Here is a 22,117-nt window from a genome sequence, read left to right as displayed (position 1 = left end):
CACCTCAGTACTCGCGCGGGGTGAGCGCCCGGCCGATCCGGGCCTCGATCTTGGCGTACTTCCACAGCTTCCACTCCGACTGTCCTACCTGGACGGTGCGGAAGAGGTTGCAAGCGGCCTTCACGGTCTCCTGGGTGTCGACGTCGGCCAGCAGGTAGCAGGTCCACGGCCAGGAATCGGACGGGCCGACCAGGTGGCTGTCGTCGTCGATGTCGCCGATGAAGTCGACCCCGGGCAGGGCCTTGATGCCGTCCATCATCTCGACGAAGGCCGACCAGACGTCTCCCGCGGTGACCCCGTCGCGCGGCAGGTCGAAGAAGTTCTGGTTGATGCCGATGCAGAACAGCACGCGCAGCGGCGGGTTGGCCATGAGATCTCCTGTGTTGTGGTGGGTCAGCGGAATCCGGGAACGGTCGGCGGTCGTCCCAGCAGCACGGCGCCCGCTGCGTCGTACATCGAGGGCATCAGGAAGGCGTGCAGCGTCGGCACCTGCGAGTCCTGGCGCATCCGCTGCAGCGGGTGGGAGTTGTCGATCGTCGAGGTCCCGGAGAAGCCGCACACGTCGTGCACGACCTGCGCGGCCGTGGAGGCCATGTTGGTGGCCGAGAGCCGGATCATCGCGTTCTGCTCGTCGGTGGCCTGGCCGCCGGAAGCCACGGTGTTCCAGACGTCCTCGGCGACCTCGAAGTAGAACGCCCGCGCCGACCGCAGCGCGGCCACGGCCTGGGCGTACCCGGTGCGGTAGTACGCGCGGTCGGCCAGCGGTGGCGCAGCCGTGACGCCGGTGCGCGAACCCGCCCGCGAGGCGTGCTCCAGCGCCGCCCGGGCCACGCCCATGCCCACCGCCGAGTGCACCTGCGCCTGGTAGCCGATGGTGGGGTAGCGGTTGAGCGGTTCGTCGACGTACGGGCTGCCACCGCGGATGAACGTCCACTCGCGAGGCACCTCGACGTCGTCGACGACCACGTCGAAGGAACCCGAGGCGCGCATCCCGGAGACGTCCCACTCCTGCACGATCTCGACCTGCTCGGGCCGCAGCATCGCCGCGCGCGGCCGGTTGTCGCCCTCGGCGTCGCCCGGGATGCCGACGCTGAGGATGTCGGCCGCCATGCAGCCGCTGGCGAACCGCCACCGGCCCGAGACCCGGTACCCGTCCTCGGTCGGCGTCACCGGGTTCACGGGGAACATCGCGCCCCCGTAGACCACGTCGGGCCCGTCGGCGTAGAGCTTGGCCTGCGTTTCCAGGGGCAGGCACGACAGGTAGGTCCCGGCGGAGCCGAAACCGGCCACCCAGCCGGTGGAGCCGTCGACCGCGGAGATCTGCTCGATGCGGCGCAGGAACTCCGGCGGCGGCATCGGGGCACCCCCGAACATCGCCGGGGTCGAGGCGCGGAACAGGCCGAGCTCCTCGAGCCGCTCGACGAAGTCGCGCGGGACGTAGGACTGCGCGTGGAACTCCTCGCGGCGCTCGGCGAGCTCGGCCAGGACGACTTCCCACGCCGCGTCGTCGGCGGATGCCTCGGGCATGACACGCTCCTCGTCTGGCGGTTGCGATTCGACGCTATGCAGGGGCAACGCTGGGCGACATCGGGATTGCCCAGATGAAGAGTAGGGGAATCCTTCAGCCCCGGTGGGCCGATGACCTATCCGCTCACCGGGTCGCGAGGATCTAGCCTGGGGCGGTGGTGGTCGACCCGCAGGCTCCCGAAATGGTGGACTCCGACTTCGTCGCGATGATGCGCGCTTCCCACCTGTGCGTGCTGATCCACGACTCCGCGACCAAGAACATCCTGTGGGCCAACCCCGCTGCCTGCGAGTTGCTGGAGTGGAGCGTCACCGAGCTGCGCCCGCTGAAGGCCAACCACATGAGCAGCTCCGCCCAGCAGTACGACCGGGTGATCGGCCGGGCGTGGCTGCACGAAGCGGTCGAGAAGGGCATGAGCCGCATCGAGTGGCACTACCGGTCCAAGTCGGGCCGGGTCATCCCCACCGACGCGATCGCGACGCGGGTCGAACTGGCCCAGGGAACTGCGGTGATGGTGCAGTTCCGGGACGTGGAGCGGGAGCAGCGCGTGGAGCGCGAGCTGCGCCAGACCACCTCCTACGTCGACGCGCTCGCCCGGCACACCTCGACGGTCGCGTTCATGCTCGACTCCGCCGGTGCGATCCGCTTCGCCACCGACACGGCCCTCGCGCACCTCGGCCTGTCGGGTGACGCGGAACCACCGGTCGGGCGGCTGCTGGAGTCCTACGCGACGGTGCGCGGCGAAGGCGGCGAGGCGGGCTGGGAGCAGGCCGCCGCCGCGGCGGCCCCGGTGGCCCCGGTGCGGCTGGAAGTGCCGGGAACCGAGCCGGTGACGCTGGAAGGCAGCCTGGAACGGCTGCGCGAGGTCGACGCGTACCTGATGATCCTGCACGACGTCTCCACCCGGGTCCGCGGCGAGGAGCAGCGCAGCCTGGAGCTCCGCCACGAGAACTACCTCGCCCGCTACAACGCGATGGGCGACATGGCGATGGCCATCGCCCACGAGCTCGGCCAGCCGCTGGCGGCGGCCGCGAACTTCATCGCCGGCGTGCACGCCCGCGCGAAGCTGCTGGAGAGCTCCGGGCACGTCCCGGAGGGGACCACCGGACAGCTCGAATACGGCCTGGACAGCGCGAACCGGCAGATCGACCGGGTGTCGGCGATCGTCAGCGCGCTGCGGTCGTTCGTCGGTCACCTCGAACACCTGGAGCAGGTCGCCGACCTCAACGCGGTGATCGGCGAATGCCTCTACTTCGTCCGGCTGCGCGCGGCCGCCGTCGGCGTGGAAGTCGAGGTGCGGCTGGACGAGGACCCGGTGCTGGTGCGCTGCGAGCGGGTGCTGACTGGCCAGGTGGTGCTCAACCTCTGCTTCAACGCCATCGACGAGATGGCCGAGAGCGACACCGCGGACCGGCGGATCGAGCTCGTCACCGAAACCCGGGACGAGGGCGGCACCGTCACGGTCGCCGACCACGGCCGGGGTGTGCGCGAGGACGTGTTCGTCGAGTCGTTCACCAGCAAGGAGCACGGCAGCGGCATCGGTCTGGCGCTCAGCTACCGCATCATCACCCGGCAGCACGGCGCGATCTGGTGCGCGCCGCGCGAGGGAGGCGGATCGGTCTTCGGCTTCTCGCTGCCGTCAGCGTGACGATCTCCGAGCCTGGTCAGGCGTTGAACCGCGCCGTCGTCTAGGGGAAAGCTTCAGGGCTCGGCTGGGAAATCTCGATACCGGGGACCGGACGGCCGCCCGTATGTTTCCGGGGAAGCGTCGGGAGGAGGGGTCGTGGCGGATCTGACGTCCGCGCAGCGGGAGTTCCGCGCGGCGATGGCGAACCTGTCGGCAGGGGTCAACATCGTCACCACCGACGGGCCACGTGGACGCGCCGGGATCACGGTCAGCGCGGCGTGCTCCGTCACCGACGAACCGCCGACGATGCTGGTGTGCGTGCACCGCAGCAGTCGCGCGCACGACGTGCTGGCCGCCAACGAGAGAGCGTGCGTCAACGTCCTCGGCTCCGGGCAGCAGGACCTCGCGCTGCGGTTCGCGGGCGCGACCGGTCAGCCGATGCACGAGCGCTTCGCCGCTGCGGCCTGCGATTTCGCCGAGGTGCCGGTGCTGCGCGACGCGGCGGCATCGCTGATCGGGCGCGTGAGCTGGGTTCGGCCGCAGGGCTCGCACTCGGTGATGATCGTCGAGGTCGATCGGGTGATCACGCGCTCCGGCAGCGGTGGTCTGGTGTACTTCCAGCGGGAGTTCCACAGCCTTGCGGGAGCCAGTCGTGGATGACCGGAACATGACCTTGACCTGCTACAACGACACCCACGGATATGGGTGGCGGCACGTGGACCTGTTCGTGCACGACGCCGAGGGCCGCGAGGTCGAGTGGGTGCACTGGCAGGTCGCCGCGGACGGGCCGGACGCCGCCGACGCCGCCACCGCCGAGGTCGAACCGCTGCTGCGCCGCACCTCGTCGTGGCGGCACGGGGTCAGCGCGTCCGGCATGGACTACTGGGTGGCCGATGCCGAGTGGGGGCAGGCGTGACGCTGTGGGACCCGTGGTCGCTGCGCGAGCTGGTCGGCGACCTGGCGGCGGGGCGCACCACCGCCGCCGAGGCGTGCGAGCGCAGCCGCGCCCGCATCGCCGACACCGAGCCGGTGCTGCGCGCGTGGGTCGAGCGGTTCGGCGAGGTCAGTCCGCAAGCAGGCCCGCTGGGCGGCGTTCCACTCGGCGTCAAGGACATCATCGACGTCGCCGGTGCCGCCACCCGGTGCGGATCGGAACTGCGCGCGCACGCCGGGGAAGCGGCCGAGGACGCCGCGATCGTGCGGGCCTGGCGAGAGGCCGGCGCCTCGCCCGTCGGCAAGACCGCGACCACCGAGTTCGCGTTCTTCTCGCCGGGACCGACCCGCAACCCCGCCGCGCCCGAGCACACCCCGGGTGGCTCCTCCAGCGGTTCGGCCGCGGCGGTGGCCTCCGGCCAGGTCCCGCTCGCCCTCGGCTCGCAGACCGCGGGCTCGGTCACCCGGCCCGCCTCGTTCTGCGGGGTCGCCTCGCTGGTGCTCAGCCGAGGCCGCTTTCCCACCGACGGAGTCGTGGGCCTCGCACCGAGCCTCGACTCGCACGGCCTGCTCACCGCGACCGCCGACGACCTCGCCCTCGCGTGGGCGGCGCTGAGCCGAACACCGGAAGCCGCCCCGAACCACGAGCCGCGGCTGCTGCGCTGGGACGCCGCGCCGCTGGGCGTCGACGACGCGATGAGCGCGGCCGTCGAGGAGACCTGCGCGAGGCTGGCCGCGCGAGGCGCGCTGATCACCGACTTCCCGGGAGGGCAGCTCGTCGCCGAGCTCACCGAAGCTCACCCGGTGGTCATGGCCTACGAGGCGGCTCGGGAACGCGCCGAGGAACTCGCGGCGGCCGACGAGATCAGCGACCGGTTCGCCCGTCTGCTGCGCACCGGAGCGGCCACCCCGGACGCCGACTACCGCGCGGCCCGCCGGGTCGTCATCGAGGCGGGCCGCCGGATCGCGGAGCTCGCCGAGTCCTGCGACGCCGTCCTCGGACCCGCTGCCCCCGGTGCCGCGCCGCACGGGATCGAGGCGACCGGTGATCCCGTGCTGAGCCGCGCGTGGCAGGCGCTCGGACTCCCGGTCGCCACCGTCCCGGGCCCGCGCGACGACGCCGGACTTCCCCTGGGAATCCAGCTGATCGGCCGCCGCGACGACGAAACAGCCTTGCTGGCAACGGCTCGGGGAGTGGAGTCAGGTCGAAGGCCATGACGGGCCGGGTCAGGCGGGGAGCCCTGTCGTCGAGTTGATGTGGCCTGGGACGTCGTCGTCGTAGTCGCCGGTGCTGAGCGTTCCGGTCGGTTCGAACAGCATCACCGATGCGCCGCTCGGTGATTCCGGGCAATGCTCCGTTCCGCGCGGCACGACGAAGACGTCGTGGCGGTCGAGGTGCACGACGGTCTCACCCGCTGCCAGCCGGAGGCGGATGTCGAGGCTGCCGTCGAGCACGATGAACAGCTCGTCGGTGTCCGGGTGGGAATGCCAGACGAAGGTGCCCTCGACCTTCGCCAGGCGGACGTCCCAATCGTTGACCTGGGTGAGGATTCGCGGGCTCCAGCGGTCCTCGAAGGACGCCAGGACGGTGTCGATGTTCGTCATGCGCCGATCTTGCGGCTTGCACCGCGCTGCCGACAGTGCGAGAAATGACGCATGTCGCAAGTTTTCTCGCGCCCGCACGTCGTCGTCGCACTGGTCGATGAGGGCTCCAACCCGTTCGAGCTGGCATGCCTGACCGAGGGCTTGGCGATCGACCGGCCCGAGGTGGGTGGGCTGCTCTGGGGTCCGTCTCGGTCGCGGACATCGCCTCGCGAGCGGCGATGAGCCCTGCCACTCTGCACCGGCGCTTTCGCAGCGAGCTCGGCTGCACCCCGCTTGAGTGGTTGACGAGCGTGCGGGTCGAGCACGCCCGACGGCTTCTCGAGCGGACGGACCTCGTCGTCGAGGAGATCGCGCGTCGCAGCGGTCTCGGCTCGTCCGCGAACCTCCGCACGCGTCTCGCCGACCAGACGGGCCTCACGCCTTCCGCCTACCGCCGCGCCTTCGCGCGGTGACACCGTCAGCGTCCTGCTGTTCGGCCTCACCGACCTGGGCGATGACGCCATGACCGCTGAGCGAGTCCGCTCCTGAAACAGCTGCTAGATGGGGACGCCGTGCTGCAGGACGTCGCGGACGAGCGTGCCCAGGCTCTCCGACCCGGTCTTGGCCTTGATGCGTGCGCGGTGCACGTCCACGGTCTTCACGCTGGTGCCGAGCTCGCGGGCGATGAGCTGGCTGGACAGGCCGTCGACCACCAGGCGCAGCACTTCCCGCTCGCGCGGGGTCAGGGAGGCGACCCGGTCGCGGACCCGCAGCCGCTCGGCGTGGGCGGTGAAGCACCGCTCGGCCTCGCGCAGCTGGTCCTGCACGACCTCCAGCATGCGCTGCGGTTCGTAGGGCTTCTCCAGGAAGTCCACCGCTCCCCGCCGCATCGCCCGCACCGACATCGGGATGTCGCCGTGGGCGGAGCAGAAGATCACCGGTGCCGGGTACTCCCGTTCGACCAGCGCCTCCTGCAGCTGAAATCCGCTCAACCCCGGCATCCGCACGTCCACGATCACCACGCCGGGCTCGTCCGGGTCGAACTCCGCGAGGAAACCGGCCGCGTCGGGGTAGGTCAGGGCATGGATGCCGACGGTCTGCAGCAGGAACACCAGGGACTGCCGGTGGGCCTCGTCGTCGTCGACGATGTGCACCACCGCGGGAAGCGTCGTCGTCACAGGATCCCTCCAGACGAACCAGGGGAACGGTGTGCGCGGAGTTGCGGTCTCGGCCCGGCGGATCCCTCAGCGGTCGTCGGTGGGCCGCAGCAGCACCGACTCCGACGGGTGGTCGGAGGCGAAGCGGTCGGGAAGGGGAGCGATGAAGACGTTCTCCGTGCGCGTGCGGGTGATCTTCCAGCCATCGGGTTCCCTGCGGAAGGCGTTGTTGAGCCTGCTGGAACGCAGCACCCCGCTGCCGTCGGCGAACAGCCAGGGCTGCATGTGGATCCACAGCCCGGTGGCCTCGTCGCCGTCCACCTGGATCTGCTCGGAGGTCAGGTAGTGCGCGTTGAGCAGCAGCGCGGGGTGTCGATCCTCGCTCCAGAACCGCTGGAAGTGCGCCCTGATCTCGGAATGCCCCTCGGCGCGGCCGAACTGGCCGTCGTAGTACTCGCCGACGCCCTCCCACACCGCATCGGCCGCGTAGAGCTCGACGATCTTCTCGATGCGCTCGGCGTCGTCGCGCACCGCGAACTCCGGGCACGGCGTGTCGCAGAGGAACATGTAGCGGGCTTGGATTCGGCGGATCTCCGCCTCGGCTTCCAGGACCTCGATCCGCCTGGTCAGCGCGGCGATCGTCGGATCGGTCATGCTGCCTCCCTGGTGCGCGCGGGCGCGGTCTCCGGCAGAGCCCGCAGGCAGATCAGCGACACCAGCAGTCCAGCGGCGATGTACCAGCCGACCGACGCCGAGCTGCCGGTGACGGCGACGAGCCGGTTGGCGATCATCGGTGCGAGCCCGCCTCCCAGCACGCTGCCGAGCTGGAAGGCCAGGCCGACGCCCGACTGGCGCTGCTCGACGGTGAACAGCTCCGAGAAGTAGGTCAGCAGCGGGCCCCACACGAACCCGGTGAGGGTGAACCCGATGATCAGCGCCAGGCTGACCGCGAGCGGCGTGCCGATGTCGGTGATCTGGAACATCAGCAGCGCGTACAGCAGAGACGCCACCACGCCGGAGAGCATCACCGGCTTGCGCCCCACCCGGTCGGACAGCCAGCAGGCCAGCACGGTCGTGATCCCGTGGCACAGCAGCCCGGCCATGCTGCCGAGCACGATCGGCTGCCGGGGCAGCGCCAGTCCCTCCGGTGCGGCGGCCGTGGCGTAGGACAGCATGAACGTCACGAGGATGAACATGTTGGCGTTCAGGCCGAAGTTCACCCCGGCGCCGAGCAGCAGCCGCCGCCAGTCCCGCCGGAACACCGCGAAGAACGGTGTCGAGCGCTTCGCCGGGAGGGCGGCGAACTCCGGTGTCTCGTCGATGCCGCGGCGTGCCCACACGCCGAGCGCCAGCACGACACCGCCGACGAGGAACGGCACCCGCCAGCCCCAGTCGATCACGGCCTGCATCGGCAGCAGCAGCACCAGCACGAACGCCAGGTTCGCCAGCAGCTGGCCGATCGGCGAGCCCAGCGGCGCGAACGACCCGTACAGCCCGCGGCGCTGCGCAGGCGCGTGCTCGACGGCGAGCACCGCGGCCCCGCCGATCTCCCCGCCGCGCGAGAGCCCGTGGAACACCCGCAGCACGACCAGCAGCAGCGGCGCGGTGATCCCGATCGCGAGGTACGAGGGCAGCAAACCCATGAGCAGCGTGGAAGACCCCATCATTACGAACGTCAGCATCAGCGAGAACCGGCGCCCGTAGCGGTCGCCGATCCACCCGAACAGCAGCGCGCCCAGCGGGGTGAACAGGAATCCCACGGCGAAGGTCGCCAGTCCCAGGAACGCGCTGAACCACTCGTCGTCGCTGACGAAGAAGATCTGCCCGAACACCAGCGCCGCGGCCGTGCCGTAGATGGCGAAGTCGTAGAACTCCAGCGTGGAACCCACGCCGCTGGCCAGTCCGACCCGTCTGAGACTGGTGCGCGTGGCGTCGTTCTCACTGGTCACAGGCATGGCGAGTCCTGTCGTTCGAGGAACGGCCCCGGGTGTCCCCGTGGTCTGGGCCAAACCTAGATCAGGGATGGTAGCCGCACCCCGGCATTGGACATTTTCCGAAGCGGGCTCCGCGGGAACCTCTTACCGCAGCGCCGCGGCACGCACCGCCAGGAGCAGCCGCAGCGAGCCGGTTTCCCGGAGCTGCACGGGCAGGCTCGGTGCGTCCAGCATTGCCGCGCCGGTGCGGAGTTCGCGGCGCAACGTCGCCAGGTCGACCTCGAAGAACGACAGGTCGGCGCCGCGGATGCTGTTGCTGGACGCCGAGAGACGGGTGATGCCGAAGAACTCCGGTTTCGCGCCGCGCTCCATCCAGCGGGCGAACCCGGTGAGCTCCGTTCCCGCGACCGACCCCCGGGACAGCCCGGTCGACTCGCGCAGCCGGCGCCGCGGATCGAACTCCTCGCCGGTCTCCCGGTCCGCGATCCGCATCCCGCACAGGTCGTTGGAGCACTGGACGTCGAAGGAACGCGCCCGGTGGACCCGGATCTCGGCGTCACCGGCCCCGGGAAGCGGGTCCGAGCGCAGGCCCACGACGGGGCGGTCGAGCAAGGGACGCGCGGCCGAGCGCAGCTGCGGCAGGTGCGGCGCGGTCGCCCGCAACCGCGGCGCCGGCCGGTACCGCTGCTCGGCGACCCGCACGTCGAACCGGCGCTCCCGCACGGCGTGGTCGATCTCGTCGCTGAGCAGCGCCGTCCCGCGACCGGGCAGGTGGCTGTAGAACGGGGCCGGGTAGGCGGCGGGAACCGCGATCTCGGTGCGCGGGAAGGGCTCACCGTCCGGCGAGAACTCGAATCCCGACCAGCGGCCGCGCAGGCCGCGCACATCGCGGGTGAGCAGGACGGCACCGAGGACCAGGACGATCAGCGCCAGAGCGGCACCGGCCCCGACCGGCAGCGCCACGAGCGCACCGAGCAGCACACCCAGCGCCATCACCAGCAGCGGCCACTCGCGCGCCGCCAGGTACCACGCGTAATCGGACCTGGACCGGGCGCGCCGCACCAGTTTCCGCACCGCCACTCCCGAAGCTCAAGATCAAAACTCGGGTCGGAGCGTAGCCCAGCCGTGTCACGGCCCGATTCCGAATCCGGATTGTCGGATGTGCGCGGTACCGTCGCGCTCAGCGGGGGAATGGGCCGGTCGGGGGAGTGGAGATGGCAGACGTCGCAGTGCGGGCCGCGTGCTTCATCGCGGAGCACGCCGCCGAGCCGATCACCCTGGCCGACGTCGCCGACCACGTCGGCTACAGCCCGTTCCACCTCGCCCGCTCGTTCGAACGCGCCCACGGCCAACCGCCCGGCAGGTTCCTGGCTGCGCACCGCTTCCAGCGCGCGAAACGGCTGCTGCTGGCCGGCGACGAACGCGTCAGCGACATCTGCTGCGAGGTCGGCTTCAGCTCGGTGGGCACCTTCACCCGCCGCTTCACCGCGGAGATCGGCCTCTCGCCGGTGAGCTTCCGCCGGCTTCCCGACGTGCTCAGCGACGCACCACCGCGCCCGGTGCTGGTGCCCGGCGGCGCCGAGGCGGGAGGCGTGGTCACCGGCGCGGTCCACCTCGACCCCGCCGCCAGTGCCGCGGTCGGCGGCGCGGCCGCGATCTACGTGGGCCTGTTCGCCCAACGCGCGCCCAGGGGCGTACCGATCGTCGGCGCGCTGCTGGACGAGCAGGGGCGCTTCGGGCTCACCGGCATCCCGCCTGGCAGCTACTGGTTGCTGGCCACGGCCTTCGCCGCGCGGGCCGACCACGCCCAGCAGCTGGTGCCCGGCTGGAACGTCGTCGGCGGTTCCGCCACACCGGTGCGCGTCGGACCGGCCCGGCCGCCTGAACACCGCGAGATCACCCTGCAGGTGGTGCCGCCCTGGTCGGCTCCGGTGCTGGTCGCGCTGCCGCCGCTGGCTTCGCCGATTGCGCAAGATCGGAGAAGACAGCCCCTCGCAGCAGGCCTAGCTTGAACTCAGACACCAGCTGTGACCAGCGCAGGGAGCCACTCATGAGTCGTGTCCGAGTCCTCGTCGGCACCCGCAAGGGAGCCTTCATCCTCACCGCCGACGGCAAGCGCGAGTCCTGGGAGGTGCAGGGCCCGCTCTTCGGGGGCTGGGAGCTGTACCACCTCAAGGCCTCCGAGGTCGACCCCGACCGGCTGTTCGCCTCCCAGTCGATGGGCTGGTTCGGGCAGCAGATCCAGCGCTCCGACGACGGCGGGCGCAGCTGGCAGCCGGTCGACAACCACTTCTCCTACGACGGAACACCCGGCACGCACCTCTGGTACGACGGCACGCAGCGCCCGTGGGAGTTCACCCGGGTCTGGCACCTGGAACCGTCGGCCATCGACCCCGACACGATCTACGCCGGGGTCGAGGACGCCGCGCTGTTCCGCAGCACCGACGCCGGCCGCAGCTGGCACGAGCTTCCCGCCCTGCGCGAGCACGACTCCGCACCGAGCTGGCAACCCGGCGCGGGCGGCATGTGCCTGCACACGATCATCCAGGCGCCCCACAACCCGGACCGCTTCTACATCGCCATCTCGGCGGCGGGCGCGTTCCGCACCGACGACGGCGGAAAGTCGTGGCGCCCCATCAACAAGGGGCTCAACTCCGGCCAGATCCCGGACCCGAACGCCGACGTCGGCCACTGCGTGCACCGCCTCGCCCTGCACCGCGACCGGCCCGACGTGCTGTTCATGCAGAAGCACTGGGACGTGATGCGCAGCGACGACGCCGGCGAGTCCTGGTACGAGATCAGCGGCGACCTGCCGACCGACTTCGGCTTCCCGATCGACGTGCACGCCCACGAGCCCGACACGGTCTACGTGGTGCCGATCCACAGCGACGAGCAGCACTACCCGCCGGAGGGCAAGCTGCGGGTCTACCGCAGTCGCGTCGGCGGCAACGAGTGGGAGCCGCTGACCCGGGGCCTGCCGCAGGAGAACTGCTACGTCAACGTGCTGCGCGACGCCATGTGCGTCGACGACCTGGAGGACTGCGGGATCTACTTCGGCACCACCGGTGGCGACGTGTACGTCTCGCCCGACTCCGGCGACACCTGGCGGCCCATCGTCAACAACCTGCCCTCGGTGCTGTCGGTCGAGGTGCAGACGCTGCCCTGAGGGCCGGTCCCCGCGGAGCCCGCCGAGAGGAGACGCCATGATCCGCATCCTGCTGCCCGCGCACCTGCGCACCCTGGCCAAGATCCCCGAGCACGAGGTGGTCGTGGACGTCGACGGCCCGGCGACTCAACGCCTAGTGCTCGACGCGCTGGAAACCCGCTACCCGGCGCTGCGCGGCACGGTCCGCGATCACGACACCAAGAAGCGCCGCGCGTTCATCCGGTTCTTCGCCTGCGAGCAGGACCTGTCCAACGAACCCCTCGACGAGCCGTTGCCGGAGGAGGTCGTGGCGGGAAAGGAGCCGTACATGATCATCGGGGCGATGGCGGGCGGTTGATCGTCGTTAGGGTGGTGGCCCTTTCTCCGACGCGGAGGTTCGCATGCTGGTCCACCACCTCGACTGCGGCCCGATGCTGCCGTTCGGCGGCAGCCTGATCGACGGCCGAGGCCATCCGCTGCGCCGCGCGCGGATGGTCTGCCACTGCCTGCTGATCGAGACCGAGGCCGGATTGGTGCTGGTCGACAGCGGTTTCGCCACCGAGGACTCGGATCCCGCGCGGACGTCGCTGCCCCGGGCGTTCCGGATGCTCATGAACCCGCAGCTGGACCCCGCCACCACCGCGGTCGCGCAGCTGAGGCGGCTCGGGTTCGACCCCGCCGACGTGCGGCACGTCGTGCTGACCCACCTGGACCTCGATCACGCCGGAGGACTGCGGGACTTCCCGCAGGCGAAGGTGCACGTCCACGGACCGGAACTGCGCGCGGCGACGGGCAGTTCGGAGATGCGCTACCGGCAGCGGCAGTGGGCGCACGGGCCCGACTGGGCCGTCTACGACGACCCGTCCGGGCAGGACTGGTTCGGCTTCGAAGCGGTGCGCGCGCTCGACGGCCTGCCCGAGGAGATCCTGCTCGTCCCGCTGCGCGGTCACACGACCGGCCACGTCGGTGTCGCGGTGGACGTGGGCGCGAAGTGGTTGCTGCACGCGGGCGACGCGTGCTTCTCGTCCGGAGAGCTGGCGCAGCCGCCGCACTGCCCGCCGGCGCTGCGCGCCTTCCAGCGGATCATGGCGGTGGACGACCGGGCGCGACTGGCCAACCAGGCGCGGCTTCGAGAACTCGCCACGAGCGCGGACGGGATCGACATCTTCGCAGCGCACGATCCGGCAGGCCTCGACAGCCACGTCGACGTCGGATGAGCAACGCCGGGCCCGGCTGAAAACGGTTTGACCGGAGGGAACCGCACGCGCAGACTCGTGCGGGTTCTGGATCGATGCTGGGGGTGTCGTGGCGGTCGAAACGCGCGTCGATTCCGGTGTGCTGCGCGCTCGCAACGCCGTTGCGGTCGTGTTCGCGCTCAACGGTTTCGCGATGGCCAGCTGGATGTCGCGGATCCCCGAGGCGCGCGACGCGCTGTCGGTGACACCGGGGGAGCTGGGCAGGCTGCTGCTGGCGATCTCCCTCGGCTCGATCCTCGCGCTGCCCCTCGCGGGCGCTCTGGTGCACCGCTTCGGTGCTCGCGCGGTCATCACCGGTGCTGCGGTGCTGGACGCCTTCGGCGTGGCACTGGCCGGCACCGGCGCCGGCGTGTTCGGCGACGTCTGGGTCACCGCCGCGGGACTGTTCGCGTTCGGTCTCGGCACCGGCGTGTGGGACGTGGCGATGAACATCGACGGCGCTGCGGTGGAACGCCGGATCGGCCGCACGATCATGCCACGCTTCCACGCGGGTTTCAGCCTCGGCACCGTCATCGGCGCAGGGGTCGGCGCGGCCTGCGCCGGGCTGGGCGTGCCGGTCGTGGTGCACCTGATCGGCGCGGCGGTCCTGGTCGCGGTGGTCCCGGCCTTCGCGTCCCCGTTCCTGCTGCCCGCGCGCGACGACGAGCAGCAGGACGATTCCTCGCCCAGTGGCGGCCTCCTGCGCGCGTGGGCCGAACCGCGGACCCTGCTGATCGGCTTGATGGTGCTCGCGCTCGGGCTCACCGAGGGCACCGCCAACGACTGGCTGGCCGTGGCCCTGGTCGACGGTCACGGCATCCCGCCGTGGCTCGGCGCGGTCGGTTTCGCGGTGTTCCTCAGTGCCATGACCGCCGGCCGCGTGGTCGGGACGGTGCTGCTCGACCGCTTCGGCCGCACCAAGGTCCTCTGGACGACCATGGCCACCGCCGCCGTCGGTGTGCTGCTCGTGGTCTACGGAACTTGGCTCCCGCTGGTCTTCTTCGGTGCCGTGGTCTGGGGAGTCGGTGCCTCCCTGGGATTTCCGGTCGGGATGAGCGCGGCGGCCGACGATCCGGCTCGCGCGGCCGCCCGGGTCAGCGTCGTGTCCACCGTCGGCTACACCGCGTTCCTCGCGGGCCCGCCGCTGCTCGGCTACCTCGCCGACCACGTCGGCACCCTGCACGCGCTGCTGCTCGTCGCGGTCCTGCTGGTCCCCTCGGCCCTGGCCGTGCCCGCGGCGGCGCTTCCGCAGGACGATCCGGCCTGACGGTGGTCGGCCCGCACTGCGGGAAGTGACTCCCGGCCCGCAGCACGGGTGTTTCGGGTCCGGGGTGCGCGGGGTAGCCCCTGGTCTCCCGATGATGAGCAAGGGAGCACCACATGTCTGCGATGGACAAGGCCCGCCACAAGGTGGAGGAGACCGTCGGCAAGGCCAAGGAGAAGCTCGGCAGTGCCACCGGCGACCGCAGGACCCAGGCCGAGGGCAAGACCGAGCAGGCGAAGGGAAGCCTCAAGCAGGCGGGCGAGAACGCGAAGGACGCGATCCGCCCGAACGAGTGACTTCGGTGGAAGTCGCTGCTGCTCGACCGGATTCCCGGGCGGGGCTGCTCCCGCCGGGGAGGTCCGGTGGTTCTCCAGGAGGAGGCTCCAGATGTCCGACGAGGACTTCCCGCTGCCGGATTACGACCACTTGTCGACGGGTTCGATCCAGCACATGATCCGTTCGCTCGGCAGGCCAGAGCTGACCCGCGTGCTGGACTACGAACAGGCGCACAACAACCGCCCGCAGGTCGTCGAAGCGATGAACCAGCGGCTCGACGAACTCCGCAACGGCGCCGAACCGGCTCCGGGTGAGCACCGGGCCGAGCCCGCCGAGGCGCGCGACACCCCGAAGGGGTCGCCGGTGAGCCCGTCCGGCTCGCCGGAACCGATGCACCCGCCGAGGCACGGCAACCACGACCGCCCCGGCAAACCCACGGGTGAAGTGGCGGGCTGACGCCGTCCCGGCGCCCGCGACCTCCGGATGAGGGAAAGCGGCGCGCAATGCGCGGCTGGGAGCATCCGGAGCGCGGGCTCCTGGGTCTCGGGGGGTGGGACGTGACGCTGCGCTTGGTGTTCAACCGGGATGATCTGGCCCGGGTCCGGCTTGCCGAATCCCCGGATCCGATGTGGGAGCTGGTGCTGAGCTCGCACCTGGCGAGGGAACAGCGCGTGCCGCAGCACTACCTGCCGTGGCTGAGGAGGGCCAGGCAGCGGGCCGGGTCGAGCGAACAGGCCCAGGACTGGTTGCGGACGCTGTTCACGCTGGTGCCGCCCCAGGGCGGGTTCCCGGACTTCCTCACCCCGGCACCGACGACGACCCACCACGAAGAGGGCTGCGAGCGGATCGCGTGCACCGCGCGCTCGCGCCTGCGGGCCGACCTCGGTGCGGTGTTCGCCGACCGCGACGTGCCCAGCTGGGTGCGCTCGCTGGCCGACGGTGACCGCGATGCGCTGCACTCGGTGGTGGGCGCTGTCCGCGGCGCGCACGACGCGCTGATCGCGCCGCAGTGGCACCAGATCCGGCGGACGGTCGCCACCGACCGCGAGAGCAGGCTCGACGCACTCGCCCGAGGCGGTGTCCACGAGCTGCTGGCCGGCACGCCGACCGTCACCGGCTGGAACGGCACGGTGCTCGAAACCGCCTACCCGTCCACGCGCACGGTGGACCTCGCCGGGCGCGGACTGACGCTGGTGCCCAGCTACTTCTGCGTGGGGACCCCGGTCACCTGGATCGACCCGGAACTCCCGCCGGTGCTCATCTACCCGGCCGCTCCCGTGCCCGAGCCGGGGGAGCCGAGTTCCCCGTCGCCCCGGCTGGTCGCGCTGCTCGGTCGCACCCGGGCCGAATGCCTCGTCGCCCTCAGCTCGCCGAGAACCACCAGCGATCTCGCCGCGAGCCTCGGCTGCTCGGTCGGCACGGCCAGCAAGCAGGCCGCTGTCCTGCGCGAATCGGGGTTGATCAGCAGCGACCGCCGAGGTGGCGCGGTCCTGCACAGCCTCACCCGTCTCGGAGCGGCCCTGCTCACCGCCGACCGGACCGGGACCGAGCTCTGACGGCAGTTCGCGGCGGGTCAGTCGCTGGTCTTGAGCTTCTTCATGATCATGTGCGAGTCGACCCGGGCGACCGCCCGCAAGGACATGAGCTTGGTGGTCAGGAACGTCTCGAAGGTCGCGGAGTCCTCCACGGCGACGCGGACGAGGTAGTCGGGACGGCCGAAGAGGCGGTGGACCTCGATGACCTCGTCGTAGGCGGTGATGGCTCCTTCGAGCTCCTCGACGGTCTCCCGGTCGTTGATGCTGATCTCGACCGACACCATGACCTCGAACCCGCGTCCGGCCGCGGCCGGATCGATGCGCGCCCGGTAGCCCGCGATGATCCCCTCGGTTTCCAGGCGCTTCACGCGCCGCAGGCACGGTGCGGGCGTGAGCCCGACCCGCTGGGCCAACTCGACGTTGGTCAACCTGCCGTCCTGACGCAGGTGCGACAATATTGCTCGATCAAGGTCATCCATCGACATCATGTTGCTCTCAGAGGCGAAAGTGGAGAACGCAGAGCAACCATGTTACTCGGTTCGCCACCTAAAATTGCAGGTATGCCTGCCGTTCTGGTCGACAAGACCGCTACGCCCGCGCGGAGCGAATTCCGGGGCGCTCTGAAGGATTCGAGCGCCGTCGGACTGGCGATGATTCCGCTGGGGATCGCGTTCGGACTGCTCGTGGTGCACGCCGAGCTCGACTGGTGGTGGGCGCCGACCTTCGCCGCCCTGATCTACGCCGGATCGTTGGAGTTCCTGCTGATCGGGCTCGTCGTGGCCGTCGCGCCGCTGACGCAGGTCGCGGTGACGGCCTTCCTGGTCAACTTCCGGCACGTGTTCTACGCGCTCTCGTTCCCGCTGCACCGGGTTCGGAGCCGAATCGGCAAGGCCTACAGCACTTTCGCGCTCACCGACGAGGCCTACGCGCTGGCCACCGCGCCCGCCGCTCAGGGGTGGAGCGGCAAGCGGATCGTGTGGCTGCAGGTGCTGCTGCAGTGCTACTGGGTGACGGGTGCGGCGCTCGGCGCTCTGTTCGGCGCACTTGTCCCGTTCCGGCTCGACGGCCTGGACTTCGCGCTCACCGCGCTGTTCGTCGTGCTGGCCATCGACGCCTATCGGGTGCGGCGGAGCGTTCCCGTCCCGGCGATGGCGATGGTCTGCGCGCTGGTGAGCGCCGTGCTGTTCCCGGACCAGATGCTGCCGGTCTCCCTCGGTCTCTTCACCGCGGCCCTGCTGGTGAGCCGAATCGCGTTGAGGAAGAAGAACTCCGATGCCTGACCCGATCCACATCGCCGGTGCCGCGGCGGTGTCCGCGGCCATCACGTGGGCGCTGCGGGCGATGCCGTTCGCCGCGCTCGCCCCGCTGCGCGACAGCGCGACCGTGCGGTTCCTGGGCGAACGGATGCCGGTCGGCGTCATGGTGATCCTCGCCGTCTACACCTTGCACGACACGCAGGTCGCTGCGTACGCGCCGACCGCGCTCGCCCTGGCGCTGACGGTCGGGTTGCACCTGTGGCGGCGCAACGCGGTGTTGAGCATTCTCAGCGGCACCGCGGCCCACGTCCTGCTCACCAGTCTCGCGCTCTTCTAGGAGCGGGTCGAGGAAGTGGCCGGCTGCGTCAGCCCTGGTAGTCGCGGTAGGCGGAGACGAGCTGCGTTTCCGCGGCGTCGAAGTAGGCGTCGAGCTTCTCCGCCGCCGCCTCGCGCTGCCCCTGGGTGAGCAGGTCGGCGATCTCCCGGTTGAACCCGAGGTAGGGGCGGTGGAACTCCTCGGGGCGGGACATCACGTGGAACGCCAGGCGCAGCTCGGCCAGCAGCTGGCGCATCGTGTCGTTGACGCGAGGGCTACCGGCCAGGGCGGCCAGCGCCTCGTGGAAGCGCATGTTCGCCGTACCCACGTCCCACCAGCGCTCCTCGGTGGCCGCGCGCTCGCCGTCGCAGACCGCGCGATCGACGGCGGCGACCAGGTCGGGGTGCTCACCGCGGCGCACCGCGCTGGTCTCCAGCAGCCGGCGCATCCGGTAGAGGTCGATGACGTCCTCGGCGGAGAGCACGCGGACGAACACGCCGCGGTGGAACTCGTGCACCAGCAGCCGCTCGTGCACCAGCAGCCGGAAGGCTTCGCGCAGCGTGTTGCGGGAGACCGACAGCGCCTTGCCCGCGCTCTCCTCCGACAGCCGGGTGCCCGGTGAGAGCGCACCGTCGATGATCCGCTGGCGCAGCACGTCGGCGACCCGCTCGGCGGTGCTGGTGCGGTCGAGCAGCGCCCGGTCGGCCGCCAGCAGGTCCGCCCACGGGTCCGTCGTGGTCAATCCGGCTCCCCAGTACGTAGGTGTAGCTGATCAACAGTTTATCGAAGAAGTTCAGCTCAGGGTATTGCAGTATTGTTGAACAATTCTCTATCTTGTTCCGAACCACAGCAACGGCGGGATCGGAGTGCCATGACCGAGACGAGCACGCCCCGGCAGAACGGTTCGAAGGGCAGGCGGAGCACGCTGCTCGGCGCGGTGTTCCTCATGGCCACCAGCGCCATCGGACCCGGGTTCATCACCCAGACGACGCAGTTCACCGTGCAACTCGGTGCGGCGTTCGCCTTCGCGATCCTGGTGTCCATCCTGGTCGACATCGCCGTCCAGCTGAACGTCTGGCGGGTCATCGGCGTCTCCGGCATGCGCGCCCAGGACCTGGGCAACAAGGTGCTGCCCGGCCTCGGCTACGTGATGGCCGCGCTGGTCATCTTCGGCGGCCTCGTGTTCAACATCGGCAACATCGCGGGCACCTCGCTGGGGTTCGACGCCATGTTCGGGCTCGACGCCAAGATCGGCGGCACCCTGTCCGCGGTGATCGCGATCGGGATCTTCCTGAGCAAGCGCGCGGGCGTGGCCATGGACCGCGTCGTGGTGGTGCTCGGCGTGGTCATGATCGCGCTGACCGCCTTCGTCGCGTTCTCCTCAGCGCCCCCGGTCGGCCAGGCCCTGGTGCAGGCGGTGTGGCCGAGCGAGGTCGACTTCCTGGCCATCACGACCCTCATCGGCGGCACCGTGGGCGGCTACATCACCTACGCTGGCGCGCACCGGTTGGTCGACGCCGGGGTCACCGGTCCGGAGAAGATCGTCGACGTCAGCCGCAGCTCCGTGGTCTCGCTGCTGGTCACCGGCGTGATGCGGCTGGTGCTGTTCCTCGCGGTGTTCGGCGTCGTGGCCGGCGGCGTCGCGCTCGGCTCCAGCAACCCCACCGCCGAGGCCTTCCAGCACGCCGCCGGCGAGGTCGGGCTGCGGATGTTCGGCATGATCCTCTGGGCCGCGAGCATCACCTCCGTGGTCGGCGCCGCCTACACCTCGGTCTCGTTCCTGGTCACGTTCTCCCGCTCCCTGGAGAAGGCCCGCACCTGGCTGGTCGTGGCGTTCGTGGCGATCTCCGCGCTCGTGTTCGTGATGCTCGACCAGGCACCCACCACACTGCTGGTGCTCGCCGGAGCGCTCAACGGGCTGATCCTGCCGGTGGGCTTCGGCGTCCTGATGTTCGTGGCCGCCCGGCGCGGCGACCTGCTCGGCGGTTACCGCTACCCGCGCTGGCTGCTGGCCATCGGAATCCTCGCGTGGCTGCTGACGGTCTACCTGGGCGTCAACTCGGTCAGCGGCATCGCGGCGTTGTGGAAGTGAGGGCGACCATGGATCTCAACGCGGACTTGGCCGAGGGCTTCGGTCGCTGGGAGCTCGGCGACGACGAAGCGCTGCTGGGCGTGGTGACCAGTGCGAACGTGGCCTGCGGGTTCCACGCCGGCGACTCGGTCGTCATCCGCGAGGCGGTCGCCCGCGCCGCCGAGCGGGACGTGGCGGTCGGCGCTCAGGTCGGCTACCGGGACCTGGCCGGGTTCGGGCGACGGTTCATCGACGTGCCGCCGCGCGAGCTGACCGACGACGTGATCTACCAGATCGGCGCGCTGGCCGGTTTCGCCCGCGTCGCCGGCACCGAGGTCACCTACGTCAAACCGCACGGCGCGCTCTACAACGCCATCGTGCACCACGCCGAGCAGGCCGCCGCCGTGGTCGAAGCGGTGCGTTCCTACGACCCCGGCATGGCCGTGCTCGGCCTGCCCGGATCGCAGTGGCTCGCCCAAGCCGAGCAGGCCGGGCTGCGGACCTTCCGCGAGGCGTTCGCCGACCGCGCCTACACCCCCGAGGGCACTCTCGTGTCGCGGCGCGAACCCGGCGCTGTGCTGCACGATCCCGAGGAGATCGCGCAGCGCTGCCTGACGCTCGCCGCGGGCGAACCGATCCGGGCCGTCGACGGAACCGAGATCGAGGTCCGGGCCGACTCGATCTGCGTGCACGGCGACAGCCCGGGCGCGGTGGCCATCGCGCAGGCCGTGCGCGACCGGCTCGGCGAGGCCGGGGTGCGGCTGCGGCCCTTCGCGCCCAGGGGGAGCTGATGCGCTTCCTGCCCTGCGCCGATTCGGGACTGCTGGTCGAACTCGCCGACCTGCAGGAGGTGCACGCCCTGTACGCGGCGCTCGTCGACTCGCCGCCGGACGGCGTCACCGACCTGATCCCGGCGGCGAGAACGCTCCTGCTGCAACTCGATCCGCAGCGCGCCGACGTCCGCGCCATCGAGGACGCGGTGCGCGCGGCCGAACCCCGCGCGGGCCTGCGCGACGAGGGTGAGCGCCTGGAGGTTCCGGTCGTCTACGACGGGGCCGACCTCGCTGAAGTCGCCCGGCTGACCGGGCTCACCGAGCGCGAGGTCGTCGACAAGCACACCGGAGCCGAGTGGAAGGTCGCCTTCGGCGGCTTCGCACCGGGTTTCGGCTACCTCGCGGGCGGCCCGCAGGACCTCGTGGTGCCGCGCCGGGCCGAGTCGCGCACGGCCGTTCCCGCCGGAGCCGTCGGCCTGGCGGGCGCTTTCAGCGGCATCTACCCGCGCGAGTCGCCCGGTGGCTGGCAGCTCATCGGACGCACCGAACTGCAGATCTTTAGCATCGACCGCGATCCGCCCGCCCTGCTGCGCCCGGGCGTGCGAGTGCGGTTCCGGGAGATCGGATGACATTGGAAGTCCTGGCCACCGGCCCGCTCTCCACGATCCAGGACCTCGGCAGGCCGGGCCTGGCGGGGATCGGCGTGGGCACCTCCGGCGCTGCCGACACCACCTCGCTGCGGCTGGCGAACCGGCTGGTGGGCAACGACGAGGACGCCGCCGCCATCGAGATCACCTGCGGGGGCCTGGCAGTGCGGGCGACCCGCGACGTGACGGTGGCGCTCACCGGCGCGCCGTGCCCGGTCACCGTGGACGGCAGAGGCGCTGCCGCGAACGCGGTGCTGCGCGTGGCGGCCGGGACCGAGCTGCGCCTGGGAATCCCCACGCGGGGGCTGCGCAGCTACCTCGCCGTGCGCGGTGGCATCGACGTCGACCCCGTCCTCGGCTCCCGCTCCACCGACGTGCTCTCCGGGCTCGGCCCCGACCCGCTGGCGCCCGGTGCGGTGCTGCCCGTCGGTGCGGCGCCCTCCCGGTTCCCGGTCGTGGACGCGGCACCGGTCGCCGAACCCCCCGAGGAGCTCGTGCTGCGGGTGCACCGCGGCCCCCGGGCCGACTGGTTCACCGAGGAGGCGCTGACGGCGCTGGTGAGCGCGCCGTACGAGGTCACCGCCGAGAGCAACCGGGTCGGCATGCGCCTCGACGGGCCGGCGCTGCAGCGCAGCCGGAACGAGGAACTGCCCAGCGAGGGCATGGTCACCGGCGCGCTCCAGGTGCCGCCGCTGGGCACCCCGACGTTGTTCCTGGCAGACCACCCGGTGACCGGCGGGTACCCGGTGATCGGCGTGGTGGTGGCCGCGGACGTGGCCAAGGCCGCGCAGGCGAGGCCGGGGCAGCGCGTCCACTTCCGCTTCACCTGAGGAGGCCAC

At 71.0% G+C, this 22,117-nt stretch carries 29 protein-coding genes; 20 read left to right on the top strand and 9 right to left on the bottom strand.

The genetic code is table 11. From position 1 onward, the window contains the following. Positions 1-4 precede the first annotated feature (4 nt). Together ACYVF3_RS28520 and ACYVF3_RS28515 are read right to left on the bottom strand one after the other, a co-directional pair. Positions 5-370 (bottom strand): hypothetical protein, encoded by a 366-nt coding sequence (locus ACYVF3_RS28520; RefSeq protein WP_461157363.1) that lies wholly within the window; start codon positions 368-370, stop codon positions 5-7. Positions 371-393: 23 nt separating this feature from the next. After that, complete coding sequence (locus tag ACYVF3_RS28515) at positions 394-1,527, bottom strand: acyl-CoA dehydrogenase family protein (RefSeq protein WP_461157362.1); 1,134 nt, start codon at positions 1,525-1,527, stop codon at positions 394-396. Between the two features lie 155 nt (positions 1,528-1,682). Here ACYVF3_RS28515 and ACYVF3_RS28510 point away from each other — a divergent pair, with 155 nt between their 5' ends. The 4 genes from ACYVF3_RS28510 (at position 1,683) to ACYVF3_RS28495 (ending at position 5,303) form a co-directional block, all read left to right on the top strand. Beyond that, positions 1,683-3,173 (top strand): PAS domain-containing sensor histidine kinase, encoded by a 1,491-nt coding sequence (locus ACYVF3_RS28510; protein WP_461157361.1) that lies wholly within the window; start codon positions 1,683-1,685, stop codon positions 3,171-3,173. Positions 3,174-3,308: 135 nt separating this feature from the next. Continuing rightward, a complete protein-coding gene (locus tag ACYVF3_RS28505) occupies positions 3,309-3,812 on the top strand; it encodes a flavin reductase (RefSeq protein ID WP_461157360.1) in 504 nt (167 codons plus the stop codon). Next, positions 3,805-4,068 (top strand): hypothetical protein, encoded by a 264-nt coding sequence (locus ACYVF3_RS28500; protein ID WP_461157359.1) that lies wholly within the window; start codon positions 3,805-3,807, stop codon positions 4,066-4,068. Before ACYVF3_RS28505 ends, ACYVF3_RS28500 begins: the two co-directional genes overlap by 8 nt. Further along, on the top strand, positions 4,065-5,303 hold the full coding sequence (locus ACYVF3_RS28495; protein ID WP_461157358.1) for an amidase: 1,239 nt from the start codon (positions 4,065-4,067) through the stop codon (positions 5,301-5,303). The genes ACYVF3_RS28500 and ACYVF3_RS28495 overlap by 4 nt, the downstream gene beginning before the upstream one ends. 9 nt (positions 5,304-5,312) lie before the next feature. Here the strand turns inward: ACYVF3_RS28495 and ACYVF3_RS28490 are convergent, their stop codons facing one another. Then, positions 5,313-5,690: a cupin domain-containing protein gene (locus tag ACYVF3_RS28490; RefSeq protein ID WP_461157357.1), complete on the bottom strand. Its 378-nt coding sequence runs from the start codon at positions 5,688-5,690 to the stop codon at positions 5,313-5,315. Between the two features lie 51 nt (positions 5,691-5,741). On the opposite strand from ACYVF3_RS28490, the gene ACYVF3_RS28485 reads away from it, so the two are divergent. Next, positions 5,742-5,912, top strand: a complete 171-nt coding sequence (locus ACYVF3_RS28485) for a hypothetical protein (RefSeq protein WP_461157356.1) — start codon at positions 5,742-5,744, stop codon at positions 5,910-5,912. Continuing rightward, positions 5,909-6,142 (top strand): helix-turn-helix domain-containing protein, encoded by a 234-nt coding sequence (locus ACYVF3_RS28480; protein WP_461157355.1) that lies wholly within the window; start codon positions 5,909-5,911, stop codon positions 6,140-6,142. The genes ACYVF3_RS28485 and ACYVF3_RS28480 overlap by 4 nt, the downstream gene beginning before the upstream one ends. An 84-nt stretch (positions 6,143-6,226) precedes the next feature. Here ACYVF3_RS28480 and ACYVF3_RS28475 read toward each other — a convergent pair whose 3' ends face one another. The 4 genes from ACYVF3_RS28475 to ACYVF3_RS28460 form a co-directional block, all read right to left on the bottom strand. Beyond that, entirely contained in the window at positions 6,227-6,847 is a 621-nt protein-coding gene (locus tag ACYVF3_RS28475; protein ID WP_461157354.1) for a response regulator transcription factor, read from the bottom strand. Between the two features lie 66 nt (positions 6,848-6,913). Beyond that, entirely contained in the window at positions 6,914-7,480 is a 567-nt protein-coding gene (locus ACYVF3_RS28470) for a nuclear transport factor 2 family protein (RefSeq protein ID WP_461157353.1), read from the bottom strand. After that, complete coding sequence (locus tag ACYVF3_RS28465) at positions 7,477-8,781, bottom strand: MFS transporter (protein ID WP_461157352.1); 1,305 nt, start codon at positions 8,779-8,781, stop codon at positions 7,477-7,479. The genes ACYVF3_RS28470 and ACYVF3_RS28465 overlap by 4 nt, the downstream gene beginning before the upstream one ends. 123 nt (positions 8,782-8,904) lie before the next feature. Next, a complete protein-coding gene (locus ACYVF3_RS28460; RefSeq protein WP_461157351.1) occupies positions 8,905-9,834 on the bottom strand; it encodes a hypothetical protein in 930 nt (309 codons plus the stop codon). A gap of 140 nt (positions 9,835-9,974) precedes the next feature. Between ACYVF3_RS28460 and ACYVF3_RS28455 the strand changes: the two genes are divergently transcribed. The 8 genes from ACYVF3_RS28455 (at position 9,975) to ACYVF3_RS28420 (ending at position 16,236) form a co-directional block, all read left to right on the top strand. Continuing rightward, complete coding sequence (locus tag ACYVF3_RS28455; protein ID WP_461157350.1) at positions 9,975-10,772, top strand: helix-turn-helix domain-containing protein; 798 nt, start codon at positions 9,975-9,977, stop codon at positions 10,770-10,772. Between the two features lie 38 nt (positions 10,773-10,810). Further along, positions 10,811-11,926, top strand: coding sequence for a WD40/YVTN/BNR-like repeat-containing protein (locus ACYVF3_RS28450; RefSeq protein WP_461157349.1), 1,116 nt, complete (start codon positions 10,811-10,813; stop codon positions 11,924-11,926). 37 nt (positions 11,927-11,963) lie between these two features. Then, on the top strand, positions 11,964-12,263 hold the full coding sequence (locus ACYVF3_RS28445) for a MoaD/ThiS family protein (RefSeq protein ID WP_461157348.1): 300 nt from the start codon (positions 11,964-11,966) through the stop codon (positions 12,261-12,263). Positions 12,264-12,306: 43 nt separating this feature from the next. Next, on the top strand, positions 12,307-13,122 hold the full coding sequence (locus ACYVF3_RS28440) for an MBL fold metallo-hydrolase (protein WP_461157347.1): 816 nt from the start codon (positions 12,307-12,309) through the stop codon (positions 13,120-13,122). A gap of 88 nt (positions 13,123-13,210) precedes the next feature. Next, on the top strand, positions 13,211-14,407 hold the full coding sequence (locus tag ACYVF3_RS28435; RefSeq protein WP_461157346.1) for an MFS transporter: 1,197 nt from the start codon (positions 13,211-13,213) through the stop codon (positions 14,405-14,407). A 113-nt stretch (positions 14,408-14,520) separates the two neighbouring features. Next, positions 14,521-14,700 carry a CsbD family protein gene (locus tag ACYVF3_RS28430; RefSeq protein ID WP_461157345.1) on the top strand — a complete coding sequence of 60 codons (180 nt, stop codon included), beginning with the start codon at positions 14,521-14,523 and terminating at the stop codon, positions 14,698-14,700. Positions 14,701-14,791: 91 nt separating this feature from the next. Continuing rightward, a complete protein-coding gene (locus tag ACYVF3_RS28425) occupies positions 14,792-15,136 on the top strand; it encodes a hypothetical protein (RefSeq protein WP_461157344.1) in 345 nt (114 codons plus the stop codon). A gap of 101 nt (positions 15,137-15,237) precedes the next feature. Next, positions 15,238-16,236: an ArsR/SmtB family transcription factor gene (locus ACYVF3_RS28420; protein WP_461157343.1), complete on the top strand. Its 999-nt coding sequence runs from the start codon at positions 15,238-15,240 to the stop codon at positions 16,234-16,236. A gap of 17 nt (positions 16,237-16,253) precedes the next feature. On the opposite strand, the gene ACYVF3_RS28415 is transcribed toward ACYVF3_RS28420, so the two are convergent. Next, positions 16,254-16,643 (bottom strand): Lrp/AsnC family transcriptional regulator, encoded by a 390-nt coding sequence (locus tag ACYVF3_RS28415; protein ID WP_461157342.1) that lies wholly within the window; start codon positions 16,641-16,643, stop codon positions 16,254-16,256. A 132-nt stretch (positions 16,644-16,775) separates the two neighbouring features. On the opposite strand from ACYVF3_RS28415, the gene ACYVF3_RS28410 reads away from it, so the two are divergent. Then, positions 16,776-17,495 carry an AzlC family ABC transporter permease gene (locus ACYVF3_RS28410; protein ID WP_461157341.1) on the top strand — a complete coding sequence of 240 codons (720 nt, stop codon included), beginning with the start codon at positions 16,776-16,778 and terminating at the stop codon, positions 17,493-17,495. Beyond that, on the top strand, positions 17,488-17,808 hold the full coding sequence (locus tag ACYVF3_RS28405) for a branched-chain amino acid transporter permease (RefSeq protein ID WP_461157340.1): 321 nt from the start codon (positions 17,488-17,490) through the stop codon (positions 17,806-17,808). The genes ACYVF3_RS28410 and ACYVF3_RS28405 overlap by 8 nt, the downstream gene beginning before the upstream one ends. A gap of 28 nt (positions 17,809-17,836) precedes the next feature. Here ACYVF3_RS28405 and ACYVF3_RS28400 read toward each other — a convergent pair whose 3' ends face one another. After that, the gene (locus tag ACYVF3_RS28400; protein WP_461157339.1) at positions 17,837-18,529 is read right to left on the bottom strand and encodes a GntR family transcriptional regulator; all 693 of its coding nucleotides are present in this window, start codon (positions 18,527-18,529) and stop codon (positions 17,837-17,839) included. Positions 18,530-18,658: 129 nt separating this feature from the next. On the opposite strand from ACYVF3_RS28400, the gene ACYVF3_RS28395 reads away from it, so the two are divergent. From ACYVF3_RS28395 to ACYVF3_RS28380, 4 genes are read left to right on the top strand one after another with little or no spacing between them, the layout of a single operon-like run. Beyond that, positions 18,659-19,879 carry an NRAMP family divalent metal transporter gene (locus tag ACYVF3_RS28395; protein ID WP_461157338.1) on the top strand — a complete coding sequence of 407 codons (1,221 nt, stop codon included), beginning with the start codon at positions 18,659-18,661 and terminating at the stop codon, positions 19,877-19,879. A gap of 8 nt (positions 19,880-19,887) precedes the next feature. Continuing rightward, a complete protein-coding gene (locus tag ACYVF3_RS28390; protein WP_461157337.1) occupies positions 19,888-20,649 on the top strand; it encodes a LamB/YcsF family protein in 762 nt (253 codons plus the stop codon). Beyond that, positions 20,649-21,260 carry a 5-oxoprolinase subunit PxpB gene (gene pxpB, locus ACYVF3_RS28385; protein WP_461157336.1) on the top strand — a complete coding sequence of 204 codons (612 nt, stop codon included), beginning with the start codon at positions 20,649-20,651 and terminating at the stop codon, positions 21,258-21,260. The genes ACYVF3_RS28390 and pxpB overlap by 1 nt, the downstream gene beginning before the upstream one ends. After that, entirely contained in the window at positions 21,257-22,108 is an 852-nt protein-coding gene (locus tag ACYVF3_RS28380; RefSeq protein ID WP_461157335.1) for a 5-oxoprolinase subunit C family protein, read from the top strand. Before pxpB ends, ACYVF3_RS28380 begins: the two co-directional genes overlap by 4 nt. The last annotated feature ends 9 nt before the right edge of the window (positions 22,109-22,117 follow it).

The organism is Saccharopolyspora tripterygii (assembly GCF_054778355.1).
This window is presented reverse-complemented; position numbering and strand designations above follow the sequence as displayed.